This window comes from Nocardioides koreensis (genome assembly GCF_039531775.1).
Lineage (GTDB): Bacteria > Actinomycetota > Actinomycetes > Propionibacteriales > Nocardioidaceae > Nocardioides > Nocardioides koreensis.
On record NZ_BAAAQR010000012.1, the window covers coordinates 26,712 to 45,637 of the forward strand.

Consider the following 18,926-nt stretch of genomic DNA (forward strand, 5'->3'; position numbering starts at 1 on the left):
ACCGACACCCCGGCCCCGAAAACCCCGTGGTTGAGCGGGTCTGGGGAAACCGGAAGGTAAGACTTCCCGGACCCGGGCGGCGTGGTCTCGACGAGCCCGACCACCGAGGCAGCCCGACCACCGGGAGCGGACCGTGAGCCGGGCAGCGACCGCAACACCCGGCGTACCCGCCCTCCAGCTGCCAAGGACCGCAAGCACCCACGAGCCGCCGGCCGCCGACGGAGGTCTCGACGTTCGGTTCTGGCGCGCCTCACACCTCGACCAGCGCAAGCGAGGCCTGGTCAGTCGCTCAGGCCGTGCTCGGCGACGTACGACTCGAGCCGGCGGTCCGGGATCAACCACATGGCCGCCACGAAGGTGTAGAAGACCAGGGCCGGCCAGCCGGCCACGGCCGCGGTGAGGATGCCGACGACGTAGATCAACGGCGAGACCTTCCCCTTGACGTCGCGGCCGATCGCCCGGCGCAGCAGGCCGTCGGGACCCTCGGCGCGGAAGATCGCGTGCTCGAGCAGGAAGTAGGCGAGCGCGGCCGCGAGCAGGTTGATGCCGTAGACGACCAGGGGAGTGCGCGCCAGGTCGGTCTCGTCCATCCACGCGGTGCTGAACGGGAAGAGCGAGAGCCAGAACAGCAGGTGCAGGTTCGCCCAGAGGACGGTGCCGTCGATCCTCCGCACCAGCTGGAACATGTGGTGGTGGTTGTTCCAGTAGATGCCGATGTAGACGAAGCTCAGCAGGTACGTCAGGAAGCCGGTGGTGGAGTCGGCCAGGTCCTCGAGCCTCGCCCCCTCGGGCACGTGCAGCTCCAGCACCATGATCGTGATGATGATCGCGAGGACTCCGTCGCTGAAGGCCTCGAGCCGGCTGGTTCGCATGGCCCGATCATCGCAGGGCCACGTCGCGCTTGACCTGCAGTCGGCTTGAGGTCCTAGCGTCCCGGCCATGGTCCCCGCGCACTTCGACGACTTCTGGTCCACCCCCCGCCTCGCCACCCTCGGCACGGTCCGGGCCGACGGCAGCCCGCACCTGGTGCCGGTGAAGACGATGCGCGACGGTGAGCGGTTCTTGGTGCTGACCCGCCCCGGGACGGTCAAGGTGCGCAACGTCGGCGCCACCGGACGGGCGTCCCTGGCCGAGCACACCAGCTCGCTCTGGGCCACCGTCGAGGGCCCGGCCCGGGTGAGCGGGGACCGGGCGCTCCTCGAGCACGCGCGAGCGGCGTACGAGCGGCGCTACGGACGGCCCGACACGTGGGGCACGTGCGTGCTCGTGGTCGACGTCGACCATGTCCTGCACGGGGAATGAGTGGGTGCGCCCGGAGAGACTCGAACTCTCACTGGTCAGGACCTAAACCTGATGCCTCTACCTATTGGGCTACGGGCGCCCGGCCTGGTCAGGCCGCGTCGAGCCCCAGGTCCTTGCGCAGCTTGGCGACGTGGCCGGTGGCCTTCACGTTGTACTGCGCGACCTCGATCTTCCCGTCCTCGCCGACGACGAACGTCGAGCGGATGACGCCCTGCACGACCTTGCCGTAGAGCTTCTTCTCGCCGAACGCCGAGTAGGCCGACATCACCGACTTGTCCGCGTCGGAGAGCAGCGTGATCGTCAGCGAGTCCTTCTCCCGGAACTTCGCGAGCTTCTCGGGCTTGTCGGGGGAGATGCCGAGCACCTCGTAGCCCTGGGCCTTGAGCGAGTCCAGCGAGTCGGTGAAGTCGCAGGCCTGCTTGGTGCAGCCGGGCGTCATCGCCGCCGGGTAGAAGTAGACGATCACCTTGCGGCCGCGCAGGTCCGAGAGGCTGACCTCTGCGCCCGTGTCGTCGGGCAGCGTGAAGTCGGGCGCGGTGTCACCGGGAGAGAGCCGTTCCATGGCCGAAACACTAGGACATCGTGGGGAGACATTCGGGGGCACACCCAACCGGTTGGTAGCCTGCGCGGGTGAGCAACGAGATGTCGATGTCTTCCCTCGAGCGCGAGATCGAAGAGACCCGTCAGCACCTGGCGACCACGATCGACCAGCTGCTGTACCGCGCGCACCCGAAGACCATCGTCAGCCGTGAGGTCAGCAGCATCAAGGCGCACTACGTCGACGTCGAGACCGGGCGGCCCCGCACCGACAACATCCTCAAGACCGTCGGCGGCGTCGTCGGTGTGGTCGTCGTGTTCGCGGTGGTCCGCAAGGTCGTCCGCTGATCACTGCCGTCGCCACGCCCAGCCTGAGAAGCCGTATCGAGCCTGACGAGATGACTCCCATCAAGATGCTCCACGACCGGGTCCTGGTCGAGGTGGACCGCGAGTCCGGCGAGCGCCGTTCCTCCGGCGGCATCGTCATCCCCGCGACCGCCGCCATGGGGGCCCGCCGCCTGGCCTGGTCGAAGGTCGTCGCCGTCGGGCCGCACGCCCGCGCGGTCGAGGTCGGCGACCGGGTGCTCTTCGAGCCCGAGGACAAGGCCGAGGTCGAGGTGAACGGCGAGCTGTACGTCGTGATGCGCGAGCGGGACGTGCACGCCGTCGCCGCCGACCGGCTCGGCGACGAGGCCACCGGGCTCTACCTCTGAGCGGTTAGCGACCCATAACCTCCGCGGGCGGTACCCGTTGGGTAGAACATGTTCCCCCGCCGCCTGACCGCCTGGGTCGCCGCCGCCAGCCTGCTCCCGCTCGGCGCCGTCGTCGCCACCACCGGCGGGACCACCGCCACCGCGTCGGAGGCCGCAGCCCCGGCCCGCGCCACGCACCACCGGTACGCCGCCACCATCCGGCGCACCGAGCACGGCATCCCGCACATCACCGCGGACGGCTTTGGCTCGCTCGGCTTCGGCAGCGGGTACGCCGCGGCGCAGACCTCGACCTGCACGCTCGCCGACACCGTGGTCACGGCCCGTGGCGAGCGGTCCCGCTGGTTCGGGCCGGGGAAGCGCTACAACGACCAGGTGACCCTCGAGGCGTCCAACCTCCAGGTGGACGCGTTCGTCACCGACCTCCACAACCGTCACGTCGTCGAGAAGCTGCTCGCCGACCCGGTGGCCGGCCCCGGTCGCCAGGCGCGGGCGATGGTGCGGGGCTACACGGCCGGGGTGAACCGCTACCTGGCCGAGGTCGGCCCGCAGGGGGTCACCGACCCCGCCTGCCACGGGGCCGCCTACCTCGCGCAGAAGGCCCGCCCGATCGACCTCTGGTACGGCGTGTACCTCGCCAACCTGCTGGCCTCCAGCGGCGTCTTCGTCAAGGAGATCGTCGACGCCGACCCGCCCGCGCCGGACGACCCGGGCCTCCCGAACCCGGTCGCGAGCGCGGTCGACCGGGACCAGCTGCTGGCCGGCCTCGGCAAGGACCCGAGCACGCCGTTCGGATCCAACGCCACGGCCGTCGGCGGCGCCGCCAGCACGACCGGCAAGGGGATGCTGCTCGGCAACCCGCACTTCCCGTGGCGCGGCCGTTACCGCTTCACGCAGCAGCAGCTCACGATCCCCGGCAGGTACGACGTCGCCGGGGCGTCGCTGATCGGCTCGCCGGTGGTCAACATCGGCTGGAACAAGGACGTCGCGTGGAGCCACACCGTCTCCACGGCCTACCGGTTCACGCCGTACGAGTACCACGCGGCCGGCCCCACGTCGTACGTCACCGACGCCGGGCCGCAGGACCTCGAGCACCGCAAGGTCACCGTGACGGTGAAGAAGAAGGACGGCTCGCTCGGCACGGCGAAGGAGGACCTCTACCGGACCCCGCAGGGCTACGTCATCGACGCCCCGGCCGTGCTGATGCCGTGGTCGGCCACGAGCATCTGGGCGATCCGCGACGCCAACGCCGAGCAGCTGCGCACGATCGACACGTTCCTCGACATGGGCAAGGCCCACGACGTGCGCGACCTGCTCAGGCGGCAGGACGCCGCCGGCGGCATGCCCTGGGTGAACACCACCGCGGCGGACCGCGACGGCGACGTGCTCTACGCCGACCACTCGGTGGTGCCGAACGTCCCGGACGCACTGGCCGAGCAGTGCATGACAGCGACCGGCCGGATCCTCGACCAGCTCGCCGGGCTGCCCGGCCTCGACGGCACCTTCGCGGACTCCTCGTGCGCGTGGGGCACCGACGAGGACGCCGAGCGCCCCGGCATCTTCGGCCCGAAGAACCTCCCGTCCGAGGTCCGCCGGGATTGGGTGATGAACGCCAACGACTCCTACTGGCTGCCCAACCCCGAGCAGCCGCTCGAGGGGTACGCCGGGATCATCGGCTGCGAGCAGTGCGAGCGGACGATGCGCACCCGGATGGTCTCCCACTACGTGCTGGACCGGCTGGCGGCGGGCAAGAAGGAGCCGCCCGCCAGCCTGCGCGGGCACGAGCACGAGAACCGCGTGATGGCCGGCGAGGTGATGCGGGCCGACGGCGACCTCGACACGCTGTGCGGCGAGACCGGGGAGACCGAGGCCTGCCAGGCGCTGCACGACTGGGACGGCCACTCGAACCGGACCTCGCGCGGCTACGCGATCTTCGAGGAGTTCATCTCCCGGCTGCCCGCGCAGGGCGTCTGGCTCACGCCGTTCGACCCCGCCGACCCGTTGAACACCCCGCGGGACCTGAACACCGCCAACCCGCAGCTGATCCGGGCGATGTCCGACGCGATCACGGCGCTGCGGGACCGGAAGATCCCGTTCGACGCGACCTGGGGCTCGCTGCAGGTGGCCGGTGACCGGGGGGCGCCGCCGATCCCGCTCGGTGGCGGCACCGGCGACGCGGCCGGCAACGCCAACGCCCTCGCCTCGCGCTGGGCCAGGGCCAACACCGACCACTACCGGCCCGTGACCTACGGCTCCTCGCACATCCAGGCCATCGCGTTCCTCTCCGGCGGCCGGGTCGCCGCCCGCACGATCCTGACCTACGGCCAGTCGGAGAACCCCCGCTCGCCGTGGTCGCGCGACCAGACCCGGCTGTTCTCGAAGCAGTCGTGGGTGCACTTCGCCTTCACCCGGGCCCAGGTCCGGCGGCACGCGGTCACCACGGAGGTCGTCCGGGGCGGGTGATCGGCTGTCGGGGCGTCGATGTGCGGCCGATGGGTACGGTCGGCCCATGAGTCGCAACACCTGGACCATCAAGACCACGCCCGACCGGGTCTGGGCGGTGCTGGCCGACGGCTGGCTCTACCCGCTGTGGGTCGTGGGCGCGACGCGGATGCGCGAGGTCGAGGACGACTGGCCGTCGGTCGGCTCCAGGATCCACCACTCGGTGGGTGTCTGGCCGATCGTGCTGAACGACGACACCGAGGTGCTGGAGTGCGAGCCGCAGAAGCGCCTCAAGCTCCGGGCCCGCGGCTGGCCCCCCGGTGAGGCCGACGTCGAGCTCCGGCTGACCGCGGTGCCGGAGGGCACCGAGGTGGAGATGCTGGAGGACGTCACCGCCGGCCCGGCCCGGTTCGTGCCCAAGCCGGTCCGGGCGCCGCTGATCACCTGGCGCAACACCGAGAGCCTCCGCCGCCTGGCGTTCCTCGCCGAGCGCCGCGCCGCCCGCCAGGAGCGGTGAGGGCCGACGCGTCATGAGCGTTGAGTACGACGCGGTCGTGATCGGGGCCGGGCCCAACGGGCTCTCGGCCGCCAACCACCTCGCCGACGCCGGCTGGTCGGTGCTCGTCCTCGAGGCGCAGGCCGAGGTCGGCGGCGCGGTGCGCAGCGCCCGGGACGTGCACCCGCACTTCGTGCACGACACCTTCAGCTCGTTCTACCCGCTCGCCGCCGCGTCGCCGGCCCTGCTCGACCTCGATCTCGAGCGGTACGGCGTGACGTGGCGGCACGCGCCGGCGGTGCTCGGCCACCCGATGCCCGACGGACGCTGGGCGTTGCTGCACCGCGACCGGGAGGTCACCGCCGGGCTGCTGGACGACCTGCACCCGGGGGACGGCGAGAGCTGGCGGGAGCTGTGCTCGGAGTGGGACCGGATCGGGGACCAGGTGCTCGGCGCGTTCCTGTCGCCGTTCCCGCCGGTCCGCGCGGGGCTGGGTGCGCTGGCCCGGCTCCCACGGGTGGGCGGGCTGGAGTTCGTCAAGACCCTGCTCACCCCCGCCGCAGACCTGGGCCGGAGCAGGTTCGGCGGAGAGGCGCCGCGCCTGCTGCTCGCCGGCAACGCCGGGCACGCCGACATCCCGCTCGACGCCCCCGGCTCCGGGCTGATGGGCATCCTGATGAGCATGCTCGGGCAGACCGTCGGGTTCCCCGTGCCCGAGGGCGGCGCGGGGGAGCTGTCGCGGGCCCTGGCCAGGCGGCTCGGCGCGCGCGGTGGAGACATCCGGTGCGCGGCCGAGGTCGCGGAGGTCGTCGTGCGCGGCGGCCGCGCGGTCGGCGTACGCACCCGGGACGGCGAGCCGGTCGCGGCCCGACACGCGGTGGTCGCCGACGTGGCCGCGCCCCACCTGTACGGCGGCCTGGTGTCCGCCGGTGACCTGCCCGACCGGACGCTCCGCGCGATGCGCAGCTTTCGGATGGGGCCGGGCACGGTGAAGGTCGACTGGGCCCTCGACGGACCGATCCCGTGGGCGAGCGAGCCGGCGTACGCGCCGGGCACCTTCCACGTGGCCGACTCGGTGGAGCAGATGAGCACCGCCCTGAGCCAGGTCGCCGCGCGGTACATCCCCGCTGAGCCGTTCCTGCTGGCGGGGCAGATGACCACCACCGACCCGACCCGGTCCCCGGCCGGGACGGAGTCGGTGTGGGCCTACACCCACGTCCCCCAGGAGGCGGTGGGCGACGCCGGCGACGGCGAGGTGCGCGGTGTGTGGGACGAGGCGGATTGCCAGCGCTTCGCCGACCGGGTCCAGGCCCGGATCGAGCGACTGGCTCCCGGCTTCGGCGCCCGGGTGCGGGCCCGCCGGGTGCTCGGCCCGCGCGAGCTGGAGGCGCGGGACGCCAACCTGATCGGCGGTGCGCTCGACGGGGGCACCGCCCAGCTCCACCAGCAGCTGGTCTTCCGGCCGGTCCCGGGCCTTGGCCGGGCCGAGACGCCGGTGCGCAACCTCTACCTCGGGTCCGCCTCGGCGCACCCCGGCGGGGGCGTCCACGGGGCGGCCGGCCGCAACGCCGCGCGCGCGGCGCTGGGGCACGCACGGCTGCGCCGGCTCACGCTGCGCTCGCCCTGAGCCCACCGGGGCGTGTGAGCCGGGGGCTCGCCGGGTACCAGTGACTCATGAGCAGCCCCCGACACCTGGACACCCGCGACGACCGCGCGGCCGAGGAGGCCGACGAGCGTCAGGAGCGCGAGCCCGACGGCCGTTCCTCCGTGCAGGACCCGGCCGCGGGCCGTGAGCCCGACTCGCCCCTCCAGCTGACCAAGCGGTCCTTGTTCTACGTCGCCCGCAAGACGCTGCGCGAGTTCTCCAAGGACGAGTGCACCGACCTCGCCGCCGCGTTGACCTACTACGCCGTGCTCGCGATGTTCCCCGCCGCGATCGCGCTGCTCTCCCTGGTCGGCCTGGTCAGCAACGGCCAGGACGCGGTGGAGAAGCTGACCGGAATCCTGAGCGACGTCGGGGCGGGGTCGGTGGCCGACACCCTCGAGCCCACGCTGCTGGAGCTGAGCAGCAACGCCGGCGCCGGGCTGGGCCTGGTGCTCGGACTCGCCGGTGCCCTGTGGTCGGCCTCGGGGTACGTCGGCGCGTTCGGCCGGGCCATGAACCGGATGTACGAGATCGGTGAGGGCCGCCCGATCTGGAAGCTGCGTCCCGCGATGCTGCTCGTCACGGCCGTGCTCGTCGTGCTGGCCGCGCTCACCCTGCTCGGCCTGGTGGTCTCGGGCCCGGTGGCGAGCGCGGTCGGGGACGCCCTGGGGCTCGGCTCCCTGGCCGTCGCGATCTGGGACATCGCCAAGTGGCCGGTGCTGCTGCTGATCGTCGCGCTGATCGTGGCGATCCTCTACTGGGCCACGCCCAACGTCCGGCACCCGCGCTTCCGCTGGATCAGCGTGGGTGCCGCGGTCGCGATCGTGGCGTGGGTGCTGCTCTCGGCGGCGTTCGGCCTCTACGTGGCCAACTTCTCGTCCTACGACAAGACCTACGGGTCGCTGGCCGGTGTCATCGCGTTCCTGCTCTGGCTCTGGATCACCAACCTCTCGCTGCTCTTCGGCGCCGAGCTCGACGCCGAGCTCGAGCGTGGCCGCGAGCTGCAGGCGGGCATCCCCGCCGAGGAGACGATCCAGCTGCCGCCGCGCGACTCCCGCCAGATCAGGAAGGCGGAGAAGAAGCAGCGCAAGGACATCGAGAGGGGACGCGCGATCCGGCTGCACCACGGCCGCGACGAGGACCCGTCGTGACGCTGACCTCGCTGTGGCGCGACCGGCTGCCGACGGAGACGACGGCGGCCGGCGTGGTCGAGGGCCACTGGGACGTGGTCGTCATCGGTGCCGGGATCACCGGCCTGACCACCGGGCTGCTGCTCGCCCGGGCCGGCCGGTCGGTGGCGGTCATCGAGGCGCGGCAGGTCGGCGCCGGCACGACCGGCGGCAGCACCGCCAAGGTGAGCGTGCTCCAGGGCACCCAGCTCTCCAGGATCGCGCGGCGACAGTCCGACACCGCCGTCGAGCAGTACGTCCAGGCCAACACCGAGGCCCAGGGCTGGGTGGACCGCTACTGCGCCGACCACGGGGTCGCCCTGCAGAAGCGGCCGGCGTACACCTATGCGACGACGGCGAGCGGTGAGCGCGCCGCCCGCCACGAGCTGGCGGTCGCGCAGCGCGCGGGGCTGCCGGTGGCCTGGGTCGACACCCCCGAGCTGCCGTTCGGGACCCGGGGAGCGGTGATGCTCCGCGACCAGACCCAGCTCGACCCGATGGAGCTGCTCGGGGCCCTCGCCGCGGACCTCCGGTCCCACGGCGGAACCCTCGTCGAGGGGGCGCGCGTGCGTCACGTGAAGGGGCGCGGCCCGGTCACCGTGGACACCGCGACCGGCGCCGCCACGGCCGACACCGTGGTGGTCGCCACCAACATGCCGATCCTGGACCGGGGCGGCTTCTTCGCGCGCGCCAGCGCCGAGCGCTCCTACTGCCTCGCCTTCAGCGGGGCGGAGCCGACCGTGCAGGGGATGTACCTCTCCGCCGACTCTCCGTCGCGCTCGCTCCGCGACACCCCGGGACCGGACGGACCTCTGCTCCTGGTCGGCGGGAACGGCCACGGCACCGGCCGCTCGGCGTCCCCGCAGGCCAGGGTCGACGACCTGGTCGCGTGGACCCGGCGCCACTTCCCCGGGGCCGAGCTGACCCACACCTGGTCGGCCCAGGACTACGTCACCAGCCACGCGCTGCCGTTCGTGGGCCCGCTCGTCCCCGGCCGCTCGGACCTGCTGGTGGCCGGTGGGTACGCGAAGTGGGGGATGACCAACGGCGTGGCCGCGGCGCTCGCCCTGAGCAGCCGGCTGCTCGGCGGGCACACCGACTGGGCCGCCGTGCTCGACAGCTGGTCGGCCGCGTGGCTGCGCGGTGCCCCGCAGGCGGCGCTGCTCAACGCGGAGGTGGGCTGGGAGATGACCCGCGGCTGGCTCGCACCGCTCACCCGGCCGGGCGGCCGGGCACCGGCGGAGGGGCGGGGCGAGGTGCGCCTCGACCACGTCGGGCTGCCCACGGGCGTGTCCACCGTCGACGGCGTCGTACGACGGGTGCCGGCGGTCTGTCCCCACCTCGGCGGCGTGCTGCGCTGGAACGACGCCGAGCACAGCTGGGACTGCCCGCTCCACGGCTCCCGCTTCGACAAGGACGGCGAGCTCCTCGAGGGCCCGGCCACCTGCGGGCTCCGGCCGTCCTCGGCCTGACCCGAGGACCTCGGTGCGCACACCTACCGGCGCATCGACCGCGAAGGCACGTTCCACACCGACTGGGCGGGCGACCGCTCCGAGAGGGAGACCAGATGACCACCGACAAGATCGCCACCGCGTCCGGCAGCTGCACGATCGGCGGCGACCTGCCCGTCGTACGCCTCGGCTACGGCACGATGCAGCTCACCGGCGAGGGGGTGTGGGGCCCGCCCCGGGACCACGACGAGGCGGTCCGGGTGCTGCGCCGGGCGGTCGAGCTCGGCATCACGTTCTTCGACACCGCGGACTCCTACGGACCCGTGGTTGCGGAGGAGCTGCTCAAGGAGGCCCTGCACCCCTACGCCGACGACGTCGTGATCGCCACCAAGGCCGGGCTGACCCGGCAGGGACCGGGCATCTGGACGCCGCTGGGCAACCCGGCGTACCTGCGCCAGCAGTGCGAGCTCAGCCTGCGCCGTCTCGGCGTCGAGCGGATCGACCTGTTCCAGCTGCACCGCATCGACCCGGCGGTCCGGCTGGAGGACCAGGTCGGCGAGCTGGCGAAGCTGCGCGACGAGGGCAAGGTCCGGCACCTCGGCCTCTCCGAGGTCTGCGTGCAGCAGCTGCAGGACGCGCAGGCGGTGACGCCGATCGCGACGGTGCAGAACCTCTTCAACCTCGCCAACCGGGACGCCGAGGAGCTGCTCGACCACTGCGAGAAGAACGACATCGGTTTCATCCCGTGGTTCCCGCTGGCGACCGGGGAGCTGTCGCAGGAGGACGGCCCGCTCGGCGTGGTCGCCAAGCAGCACGGCGCGACGCCGTCCCAGCTGGCGCTGGCCTGGTTGCTCCGGCGGTCGCCGGTGATGCTGCCGATTCCCGGCACCTCCAGCGTCGACCACCTGGAGTCGAACACCGCCGCGGCCGGCATCGAGCTGACGGACGCGGAGTTCGCGGCGCTCTCCGACGCGGTCTGAGCGCGGAGGACTCCGGGCGGTCAGTCGGGCGCGTGGGCGGCCGGCACGTAGGCCAGCTCGGCGTTGTCGGCGTCCTCGAGGGAGCCGTGCGTCGGCTGGTCGTGCAGGTCGGGGATCCAGGCGGCGGCGAGGGCGGCCCCCACCATCGCCACGGCGAGCAGCGCGAAGCCGATCGTGTAGCCGCTCTCGACCGGGAGGCCGGACGGCCCGATCCGGGCGGTCACGATCCCGGCCATGACCGCGGACCCGATCGACCCGCCGATGGTGCGGATGTTGGCGTTCATGCCGCTGGCCACCCCGGTCTGCTCCCGCGGGACCGAGGCGATGACCACGCCGGCGAGGCTGGAGAACACCAGCCCGGACCCGATCCCCTGCAGGGTGGTGGCCGCGCAGAGCTGCCAGGTGGCGTCGTGCCAGGCCGCCACCGAGCCGAAGGCGGCGCCGGTCAACAGCGTGCCCGTCACGATCACCGCGCGGGCGCCGAACGCGTGGATGAGCCGCGCGGTGCCGAAGCCGACCAGGAAGCTGGCCACCGCCGAGGGCAGCAGCAGCCGACCGGACTCGCTGATGGACGCGCCGAAGCCGTAGCCCGCCGCGCTGGGCGTCTGCAGGAACTGCGGCAGGAAGCCGAAGGACGCGAACATCCCGAAGCCCACGAACGCCGCGACCAGGTTGGTCGTCCACACGCCGCGGCGACGCATCATCGTCATGTCGATCATCGGCACGGGCACGCGGGTCTCGACGCGGACCCAGGCCACGGCGAGCAGCACGGCGGCGGCGAACAGGCCGAGGATGCGCGGCGAGGACCAGCCCCAGGCGTTGCCCTCGCTCAGGCCCAGGAGCAGGGCCACCAGCCACAACGAGAGGAGCACGGCGGGCAGCACCGGCAGCCGCCCCGGCGTGCGCACCGGCGACTCGGGGATGAAGAGCAGCGCCGCGGTCGCCGCGATGCTGGTCGCGATCATGGGCAGCCAGAACAGCCAGTGGTAGCCGAGGGAGTCCACGATCGGTCCGGCGATGACGATGCCGGCGCCGAAGCCGACCGCGGTCAGCGAGGCGATCACGCTCAACGCCGTGGTGACCCGGTCCTTGAACTCGTCGCGGATGATCCCGAACGCGAGGGGCAGTACGCCGCCGCCCGCGCCCTGGACGACCCGCGCGGCGATCAGCCAGCCGATCGACGGGGCGAGCGCGGCACCCAGCGATCCGACGGCCAGGGCCGCGAGGGTCACCACGAGCATGCGGGTCTTGCCCACCACGTCGCCGACGCGGCCCAGCAGGGGTGTGCAGATCGAGGCGGACAGCAGGTAGGCCGTGAGCACCCACGTCACCGTGGTCTGGTCGGTCTCGTACTCGATCTGGATGCGGGCGAGGACCGGCACGATCAGGGACTGCAGGAGGGCGAACGACGAGACCGCGACCGTCAGCACGGCAAAGGTGATGCCGGGACGCCCGCGTAGCGTGGGGGACACGTGTGGGGGACTCCTTCGAGTGGTTGCCGACGGCAACCGTCGGGGGGAATCCTACGGGCGCGCAGCGGTGGGGATGGCCACGGCCGGGCGGGGGTACGACATGCGCATGACGAGCCTGCACGAGCGCCGCGACGAGGTCGCCCCGCGGTCCATGGACTTCGGTGACCTGTGCATCGACTTCGACGCCCGGATCCTCGAGCCGCGGCCCTGGACGACGGCCCAGTCGACCTGGGCGGCCGAGCTGCTGCGCTCCGCGCCGCCCGGTCCGGTGCTCGAGCTGTGTGCCGGCGCCGGCCACATCGGGCTGCTGGCGATCCACCTGGAGCCCCGGCCCCTGGTCTGCGTCGACGTGGAGCCGGTCGCCTGCGACTACACGAGGTCGAACGCGGAACGGGCCGGGCTCGGGGACCTGGTCGAGGTGCGCGAGGGTTCGATGGACGCCGTGCTGGAGCCCGACGAGCGCTTCGCACTGGTCATCGCGGACCCGCCGTGGGTGCCCCGCGACGAGACCGCCCATTTCCCCGAGGACCCGGTGCCGGCGATCGACGGCGGCGTCGACGGCCTCGACCCGGCCCGGAGCTGCTGGGCGCTCGCCGACCGGCACCTGCTCGAGGGCGGAACGGCCGTGCTGCAGGTCGGCACCGTGGCCCAGGTGGAGTGCCTGGACGCCGAGATGCGCGGCGTCACCCGGCTGCGGGTGGGGGAGGTGCGTTCGTTCGAGCGCGGCGTGCTGGTGGCCCTCGAGGCCTGACCGCGCCTACGGACGGGACCGGGGCGGCAGCACCTTGTGCGTGCCGTCGCACCACGGCTGGGTCGCGGACTTGCCGCAGCGGCACACCGCGGTGACCGGGCGGGTGGTGCGGTGGGTACGGCCCTGCTCGTCGGCCACCACGTGCTCGCCGCGGAGCAGCACCGGACCTCCCGGACAGATCACCACGTCCGGGTGCTCGAACTCCCCGGAGGGCGTCGCGGCGCTCATGCGGCCCACTGCGCCAGGAGGTGCCGGGCGACCCGGTCCTCGAGGTCGAGGCAGCTGAACGCCCCGAAGAACACGTCGCCGACCAGGGCCGGCTCGGCGACCAGCAGGCTGCCGCAGACGGTGCGGACGGCGAGCTGCTCGTGGACCGCGTCGGCCGCGACGTGCTCGTCGTAGTAGTCGACCATCTCCCGGGCGAGCCCGAGCCGGGCTAGACCCTGCGCCATCCGCCGTGACGGCAGCGAGCTGGTCGCCTCGAACGCCGCGAGGTGACCGAGCGCGGCCCCGCGCAGGCGCCGGTGCAGGCCGAAGAGCGACATCGCGTTGTTCTGCTCCAGGACCTCGACCGGTACGTCGTTCAGGTACGCGCCGTACTCGGGGCTGAGCCCGCACGCCTCGAGGCCGCGGGCGAAGAGGTGGGCGTGCAGCCGGTTCGGGTCGCCGGTGCCGTACTCGTCGTACTGCAGCTCCATCAGGGCGGCCTTGGCGCCCACGCCGAGACGGGGGACCAGCCAGGCGGTGGGGTCGGACTCCTTGAGGTGGTAGACCGAGCGCAGCCGGAACAGCTCGAGGACCTGCTCGGTGTCGGCGTCACGATGGACGTGCGCGGCGAGCGAGGCGCCGTCGTGGCCCTCCACGAAGGCGAAGAAGGCCTCCGCGAAGGAGCCCGGCCCGGGCAGCTCGGCGGGCGGGGACCAGCGCTCACGCAACCTCGCCTCGAACGTCCGCTCCAGCCGGCGACGCAGGGCCAGCAGGTCGGGGTCCCACTCCAGCTCGTCGTCGACGTCGTCGAAGCCGCGGTGGTGCAGCTCGTAGAGCGCCCACAGCGTGACCTGCTCGTCGTCCCGGCTCTCCGCCGGCGTCGCGCAGGCGGGCGTCATGTCGGCGGGGCGCACCCTCATCGCCTCGAGCACGGCCTCGCTGAGGGCGCCGCGTGCCTTGGGGGTCAGCATGCCGATGAGGTACCCCTGTCCGGTGCGCCCATGCGTCGGGGAAAGGAGCCGCCGACCGGCCAGACGGGGGATGCAGGCCGGTCGGCGTTGGCTCAGATCCTGCCTCGCCCGGGCGGGCGATGCTCGGTGCGGGGGTACTGACTCGACTAGTGCAACGGCACTACATCGGGCCGGACTCGGGCCCCGGGAGCCACACGGTCACCAGCGTCCCGCCGCTCAGCGGGGTGCTGAGGGCGCACCACCCGCCGGCGATCGCGGCCCGGTCCTGCATGTTGACCAGCCCCCGGTGCCCTGGGGTGGAGCGGACGGGCTCCGGACCGAGCCCGCCGCCGTCGTCGGCGATCGACACCTCGAGGCCGCCGTCCCGGCCACGGACCGTGATCGTCACGTGCCGGGCGTCGGCGTGCTTGCGCGCGTTGGTCAGGGCCTCCGTGGCGATCCGGAAGGCGATCACCCGGAGGGCGTTGGGGACCTCCGGCTCGGCCGCGCCGTCCACGGTCCACCGGGTCTCGGTGTCCTCGAAGATCCCCCGCGCGGCGCTGCGCAGGGCCGCGGCGAGGCCGTCGTGGAGGTCCGGTGGCTCGAGGTCGAAGAGGAGGGCACGCAACCGCTCCGTGGCGCCGGTGACGCTGGCCCGCAGCGGCTCCAGCGACTCCAGCAGCTCGGGTGCGCGCTCGCGCAGCCGTCGCTGCAGCAGGCCGAGGCGCAGGTCGACCGCGGCCAGCGCCTGGACGGGGTCGTCGTGGACGTCGGCGGCGATCCGGGTGCGTTCCGCCTCCTGGGCGTCGACGAGCCGGGTGAGCAGGGCCTGCCTCTGGTCCGCCAGCTCGCGCAGTGCGGTCTCGGCGGCGAGCCGCTCGCTGATGTCGCGCTGGACGGTGGCGAGGGCGAACGGCTCGCCGGTCTCGACCTCGCGCATCAGGAAGCTGGCGATGGCCACCGGCACCGGGGGGCCGTTGCGGTTGCGCAGGGTGGACTCGCCCTCCCAGTGGCCGTGGGCGATGACCGCCGGTTGCTCCACCTCAACGGAGGCCGCGATCCCCTCGGGCGTCAGGTAGTCGACGATGCTGGTGGTCGTGACGTCGAGGTCGGGGTCGAGGCCGACGATCTCGCGGCCGGCCGGGTTGACGTACTTCACCACCCCGTCGAGCCCGGCGATCGCGATGAAGTCGGGGGATGCCTCCACGAGTGCCTTGAACTGCTTGAGGTCGGCATTCGCCGCGCGCAGGGCGTCCTCCGTCGCGCGCAGCCCGGTGACGTCCTTGGCGATCCAGCCCGTGCCCAGCGCCGCGCCGGTGTCGGGGTGGGAGAGGCGGAAGGCATCGAGCTCGGCGATCACCTCGTGGCCCGGGACCGCGATGCGCAGGTCCCCCGACCAGCGACCGGTCGACTCCACACCGCTGCGGATGGCCCCGGCGGTGGAGTCGCCGGCATAGGTGGCCGCCGCCGTCCACACGACGTCGTCGGGAGCGATCTCGACGCCGGCCCGGCGTACCTGCGGGTTGGTGTAGACGAAACGGTCCGCGGTGTCGGTGATCCCGACGAGGTTGTCGGAGGCGTCCGCCATCGCCTGGAACTTGACCAGCTGCTCGTGGGCCTCCCGCTGCGCGTCCAGCAGCAGCGCGTTGTCCAGCGCGAGGGCGCACCTGTCGGCGATGTCCGTCACGAGGTCGAGGTCGTGGTCGGTGACCGGTCCCCGTGAGGCCGCCCGGGTCATGTCGATCACGCCGAGCAGCAGCCCGCGGGAGCGCAGGGGCACCCGCAGGCCCGTCTCGTCCCCGCCCGTCTCGAGCACCTGCGGGACGACGAGGGCCTGCAGGCCGGCCAGGTCCGGGGGCTCCAGGTGCTCGCCCCGATCGGGGACCGTCACGCGATCCCCCTCCCGTCGCCAGCGCGCGCGCGGCGCGAGCGACCGGCCGGCGGGACTGCGGAGCCAGACGACGGCCGCGTCGGCGACCGGCTCGGTGACCGCCCGGACGGCGAGGCGCAGCAGCGCCTCGGAGTCCAGGATCTCGCGGGTCAGCGCGGTGGACAGGTCGCCCAGCAGGGTGGCCCGCTGCCTCGCCGCGCGGGCCTCGCTCTCGACGCGCCGCTGGTCCGTCACGTCGGTGGTCACCCCGATCGCCCCGATGACCACGTCCTGGGGGTTGCGCACCGGCTCGTAGTAGATCGCCAGGAGGCGGCCCCGGAACTCGCGCTCCACGGTGAAGGTCTCACCGGCCAGGACGCGGCTCAGCGCGGCCACCGACGTCTCGTCGTCGCGGTAGACGGTGAAGAGGTTCTGCCCGACGAGCTCGCCGGGCTTCACGCGCAGCAGGTCCAGGCCGATGCCGGTCGACAGCGTGCAGCGGCCGGTGGCGTCGAAGCCGAAGATGATCTGGGGCCCGACCGCGGGCCCTCGCTCGGATCTCTCGTGCATCGCCGACCCCCGGATCTCCCCGCATGCGGGCCCGTGACGGACCCTCCGGGGCCATCGTAGGCGCGAGCGGGCTCGGGTCCGCCCGATGAGGGCGGACCCGAGCGGCTCACCGTCGGGTGGACTTGACGGAGAAGTCGTTGACCTTGAAGGTGCGGGCCTCGCCGCCGGTGGACACGATCTCGAAGCCGAAGCAGATCTGGCCCAGCGTCGACCTGGCGGGGACCCTGCCCTTCGACACCAGCCACGTGAGCATCCGCTTGACGTTCACGGTGTCGTGGGTGATGCGCCCGGAGGGCTTGAACGCGATGTACCGGTTGTCCTTCGTCGCGTACACCTTCCAGGTGTGGCCGCTGAACGACAGACCCTTGGCCACCACCGAGCCGGCGGGCACCTGCTTGTAGTTGTCGGTCCAGATCATGACCTCGGTGGAGTTCCCGTCCGCGACGCCGTTGAGCCAGAGGTCGTACGCCGCGTTGTAGATGCCGGCGCGCGGGGTCTTCGCCGCGAAGGTGCTCTTGATCGACTTGAACGAGCTGAGTCGCGGCTCCTTGCCGGTGTCCCAGTTGTGGTAGTCCTTGTGGACGTTGGGGTAGGTCTTGACGGCTCCGTCGCCCGACTTGTTGCTCGCCGTCGCGCGGACGGACCAGTTGCGGGGGGCACAGGCCCTCAGGGTCTCGGACACCTTGTACCCCGACGCGTTCCACATGTTGTTGTGGACGACGTACGCGCCCTTGCTCCACATGCCGTTGGGGTCGGAGGTCACGAACTTCGGATCGGAGCAGGTCGCGGCCTCGGCGGGCGACACCGCGCCCACCGGCGCGAGCAGGCCCACCAGCGCAGCCACCAGGATCAGGATTCGTGTTCGCAAGGGTTTCTCTCCTCTGGTCGGTACCCCGCACGGGTGAGCGTGAGGGCTCGTCTCGTGGACGCCTTGACGTGCCCCGACGCGGTGATCCGCCCCACCCGGCGCAGGCACACGGGGAGGCACGCTACGCGGAGATCGGACGTGCAACCGGCTCACGTCCCCAAAATGTGCCATGCGGAGCAGCCGCGACCTGACACCAAGGGGTCAGCGAGTCTCGACGACGACGCAGCCGTGCTGCGAGAACGGTCCCGTCCAAGTCGGGGGTGTGCCCCGATCTTGGGCATGAATGTTCGACCCCGTTCCGGATAGCGTTCTTGTCTCCGGACGCGAGGAGGGCGGACGGGCGATGAGACGGACGACCTCACTGACGACGTTGTTCACGACCGCGACGGTCGTCCCGCTGGCGATGGTGGCCATGGCCCTGCCGGTGTCCGCCGGTGCCGGAGCCATCGACCACGAGAAGAGCGTGGGCGCGAGCAGTGGCCCGACCAGGAACGGTCAGATCGTCTTCCGCCGCTACTTCGATGCCGAGCAGACCAGGGGCGCCCTGTTCGTGATGAACCCCGGCGGCAGCCACGTCCATCAGGTCACCCACCCTCCCAGGGGCTGGAGGGACAACGTCCCGGCCTGGTCTCCCGATGGAAGGACCGTCACCTTCGAGCGCTTCAGGTCTGACGAGAGCACGAGCCGGATCATGGTCGTGAACCCCGACACCGGCGGCACACGCACCGTCGTGCCGTGCACGGGGAAGCGGTGCGTCTATGCCATAGATCCCTACTTCGCACCCGATGGCCGTTCCGTCGCCTACGCGCGGACGGTCGCACCACGCCACGCACAGGACCCGCCGGAGTGGAAGCTCTACTCGGCGATCTTCGTCGTCGGGCTGGACGGGAGCCGTTCGCACCAGCTGAGCAGCACGCCGAAGCGACACCGAGGACAGCCGCCCGCGTTCGACACCTCGGACCCGACGTTCTCACCCGACGGCGGGACGCTCGGCTTCGTGCGGACCCGCTTCCGCCCGCACGAGAAAACGGCTGTCTTCGTCCAGCCGATCGGCTCTCCCGGGGAGGCTCGACGGGTCACACCATGGAAGTTGAACTGCCAGGACCGCCCGACCTTCTCTCCCGACGGCACTCTGCTGCTCTTCCACTGTCAGCCCCAGGGCGAGGAGGGTCCCTCCAACCTCTACTCGTCACACCCCGATGGCACGGGCTTGCACCAGATCACCCACGCGCCGGCCGCCAAGCGGTACCTCGGGTCCAGCTTCGCGCCGAGCTTCCGTCACGGGGACGGCTGGATCGCGGTGGGGCGCACGGGCGGCTTCGGCACGTCGGGCAACGCCGACGTGTTCCGGGTCCGGGTCGAGGACGGCAAGGTGGTGCGCAAGGTGAACCTGACCAGGAGCGTGAAGTGGGACAGCGCTCCGGGGTGGGGCACTCACCAGCATGCGCGCCAGGAGCCCGGACCGACCAACGACGAAGGCCAGGACACGTGATGTGTCCTGGCCTT

The 18,926-nt window shown here is 72.3% G+C and carries 18 protein-coding genes and 1 tRNA gene; 11 read left to right on the top strand and 8 right to left on the bottom strand.

The window, feature by feature from the left end; all coding sequences use genetic code 11:
* Positions 1-281: 281 nt before the first annotated feature.
* The gene (locus tag ABD268_RS17450) at positions 282-872 is read right to left on the bottom strand and encodes a TMEM175 family protein (protein ID WP_344155186.1); all 591 of its coding nucleotides are present in this window, start codon (positions 870-872) and stop codon (positions 282-284) included.
* Positions 873-939: 67 nt separating this feature from the next.
* Here ABD268_RS17450 and ABD268_RS17455 point away from each other — a divergent pair, with 67 nt between their 5' ends.
* Positions 940-1,302 (top strand): pyridoxamine 5'-phosphate oxidase family protein, encoded by a 363-nt coding sequence (locus ABD268_RS17455; RefSeq protein WP_344155189.1) that lies wholly within the window; start codon positions 940-942, stop codon positions 1,300-1,302.
* Between the two features lie 5 nt (positions 1,303-1,307).
* Here ABD268_RS17455 and ABD268_RS17460 read toward each other — a convergent pair.
* A tRNA-Leu gene (locus ABD268_RS17460) sits at positions 1,308-1,381 on the bottom strand.
* 9 nt (positions 1,382-1,390) lie between these two features.
* The gene (gene bcp / locus ABD268_RS17465) at positions 1,391-1,864 is read right to left on the bottom strand and encodes a thioredoxin-dependent thiol peroxidase (RefSeq protein ID WP_344155192.1); all 474 of its coding nucleotides are present in this window, start codon (positions 1,862-1,864) and stop codon (positions 1,391-1,393) included.
* A gap of 68 nt (positions 1,865-1,932) precedes the next feature.
* Between bcp and ABD268_RS17470 the strand changes: the two genes are divergently transcribed.
* From ABD268_RS17470 to ABD268_RS17505, 8 genes are all read left to right on the top strand, one after another.
* Positions 1,933-2,187 (top strand): DUF3618 domain-containing protein, encoded by a 255-nt coding sequence (locus ABD268_RS17470; protein ID WP_344155195.1) that lies wholly within the window; start codon positions 1,933-1,935, stop codon positions 2,185-2,187.
* A 50-nt stretch (positions 2,188-2,237) separates the two neighbouring features.
* Positions 2,238-2,552, top strand: coding sequence for a GroES family chaperonin (locus ABD268_RS17475; protein WP_344155198.1), 315 nt, complete (start codon positions 2,238-2,240; stop codon positions 2,550-2,552).
* 48 nt (positions 2,553-2,600) lie between these two features.
* Positions 2,601-5,012 carry a penicillin acylase family protein gene (locus ABD268_RS17480; RefSeq protein ID WP_344155201.1) on the top strand — a complete coding sequence of 804 codons (2,412 nt, stop codon included), beginning with the start codon at positions 2,601-2,603 and terminating at the stop codon, positions 5,010-5,012.
* Between the two features lie 46 nt (positions 5,013-5,058).
* Positions 5,059-5,508 carry an SRPBCC family protein gene (locus ABD268_RS17485; protein ID WP_344155203.1) on the top strand — a complete coding sequence of 150 codons (450 nt, stop codon included), beginning with the start codon at positions 5,059-5,061 and terminating at the stop codon, positions 5,506-5,508.
* 13 nt (positions 5,509-5,521) lie between these two features.
* Positions 5,522-7,114: a phytoene desaturase family protein gene (locus ABD268_RS17490; protein WP_344155206.1), complete on the top strand. Its 1,593-nt coding sequence runs from the start codon at positions 5,522-5,524 to the stop codon at positions 7,112-7,114.
* A 47-nt stretch (positions 7,115-7,161) separates the two neighbouring features.
* The gene (locus ABD268_RS17495; RefSeq protein ID WP_344155210.1) at positions 7,162-8,283 is read left to right on the top strand and encodes a YihY/virulence factor BrkB family protein; all 1,122 of its coding nucleotides are present in this window, start codon (positions 7,162-7,164) and stop codon (positions 8,281-8,283) included.
* On the top strand, positions 8,280-9,773 hold the full coding sequence (locus ABD268_RS17500; protein WP_344155213.1) for an FAD-dependent oxidoreductase: 1,494 nt from the start codon (positions 8,280-8,282) through the stop codon (positions 9,771-9,773). Before ABD268_RS17495 ends, ABD268_RS17500 begins: the two co-directional genes overlap by 4 nt.
* Before the next feature lie 95 nt (positions 9,774-9,868).
* Positions 9,869-10,732 (top strand): aldo/keto reductase, encoded by an 864-nt coding sequence (locus ABD268_RS17505; RefSeq protein ID WP_344155216.1) that lies wholly within the window; start codon positions 9,869-9,871, stop codon positions 10,730-10,732.
* A 20-nt stretch (positions 10,733-10,752) separates the two neighbouring features.
* On the opposite strand, the gene ABD268_RS17510 is transcribed toward ABD268_RS17505, so the two are convergent.
* Positions 10,753-12,204 (bottom strand): MFS transporter, encoded by a 1,452-nt coding sequence (locus ABD268_RS17510; protein ID WP_344155218.1) that lies wholly within the window; start codon positions 12,202-12,204, stop codon positions 10,753-10,755.
* A 106-nt stretch (positions 12,205-12,310) separates the two neighbouring features.
* Here ABD268_RS17510 and ABD268_RS17515 point away from each other — a divergent pair, with 106 nt between their 5' ends.
* Positions 12,311-12,955: a methyltransferase gene (locus ABD268_RS17515; protein WP_344155222.1), complete on the top strand. Its 645-nt coding sequence runs from the start codon at positions 12,311-12,313 to the stop codon at positions 12,953-12,955.
* Between the two features lie 6 nt (positions 12,956-12,961).
* Here ABD268_RS17515 and ABD268_RS17520 read toward each other — a convergent pair whose 3' ends face one another.
* The 4 genes from ABD268_RS17520 to ABD268_RS17535 all read right to left on the bottom strand — a co-directional run bounded on the left by ABD268_RS17520 (position 12,962) and on the right by ABD268_RS17535 (position 17,420).
* Positions 12,962-13,183: a CDGSH iron-sulfur domain-containing protein gene (locus ABD268_RS17520; protein WP_344155225.1), complete on the bottom strand. Its 222-nt coding sequence runs from the start codon at positions 13,181-13,183 to the stop codon at positions 12,962-12,964.
* A complete protein-coding gene (locus ABD268_RS17525) occupies positions 13,180-14,133 on the bottom strand; it encodes an iron-containing redox enzyme family protein (protein ID WP_344155228.1) in 954 nt (317 codons plus the stop codon). The genes ABD268_RS17520 and ABD268_RS17525 overlap by 4 nt, the downstream gene beginning before the upstream one ends.
* A gap of 160 nt (positions 14,134-14,293) precedes the next feature.
* Entirely contained in the window at positions 14,294-16,552 is a 2,259-nt protein-coding gene (locus tag ABD268_RS17530) for a sensor histidine kinase (protein ID WP_344155231.1), read from the bottom strand.
* Positions 16,553-16,658: 106 nt separating this feature from the next.
* Positions 16,659-17,420 (bottom strand): GH12 family glycosyl hydrolase domain-containing protein, encoded by a 762-nt coding sequence (locus tag ABD268_RS17535; RefSeq protein ID WP_344155236.1) that lies wholly within the window; start codon positions 17,418-17,420, stop codon positions 16,659-16,661.
* Positions 17,421-17,763: 343 nt separating this feature from the next.
* Here ABD268_RS17535 and ABD268_RS17540 point away from each other — a divergent pair, with 343 nt between their 5' ends.
* Positions 17,764-18,912 (top strand): TolB family protein, encoded by a 1,149-nt coding sequence (locus tag ABD268_RS17540; RefSeq protein WP_344155239.1) that lies wholly within the window; start codon positions 17,764-17,766, stop codon positions 18,910-18,912.
* The last annotated feature ends 14 nt before the right edge of the window (positions 18,913-18,926 follow it).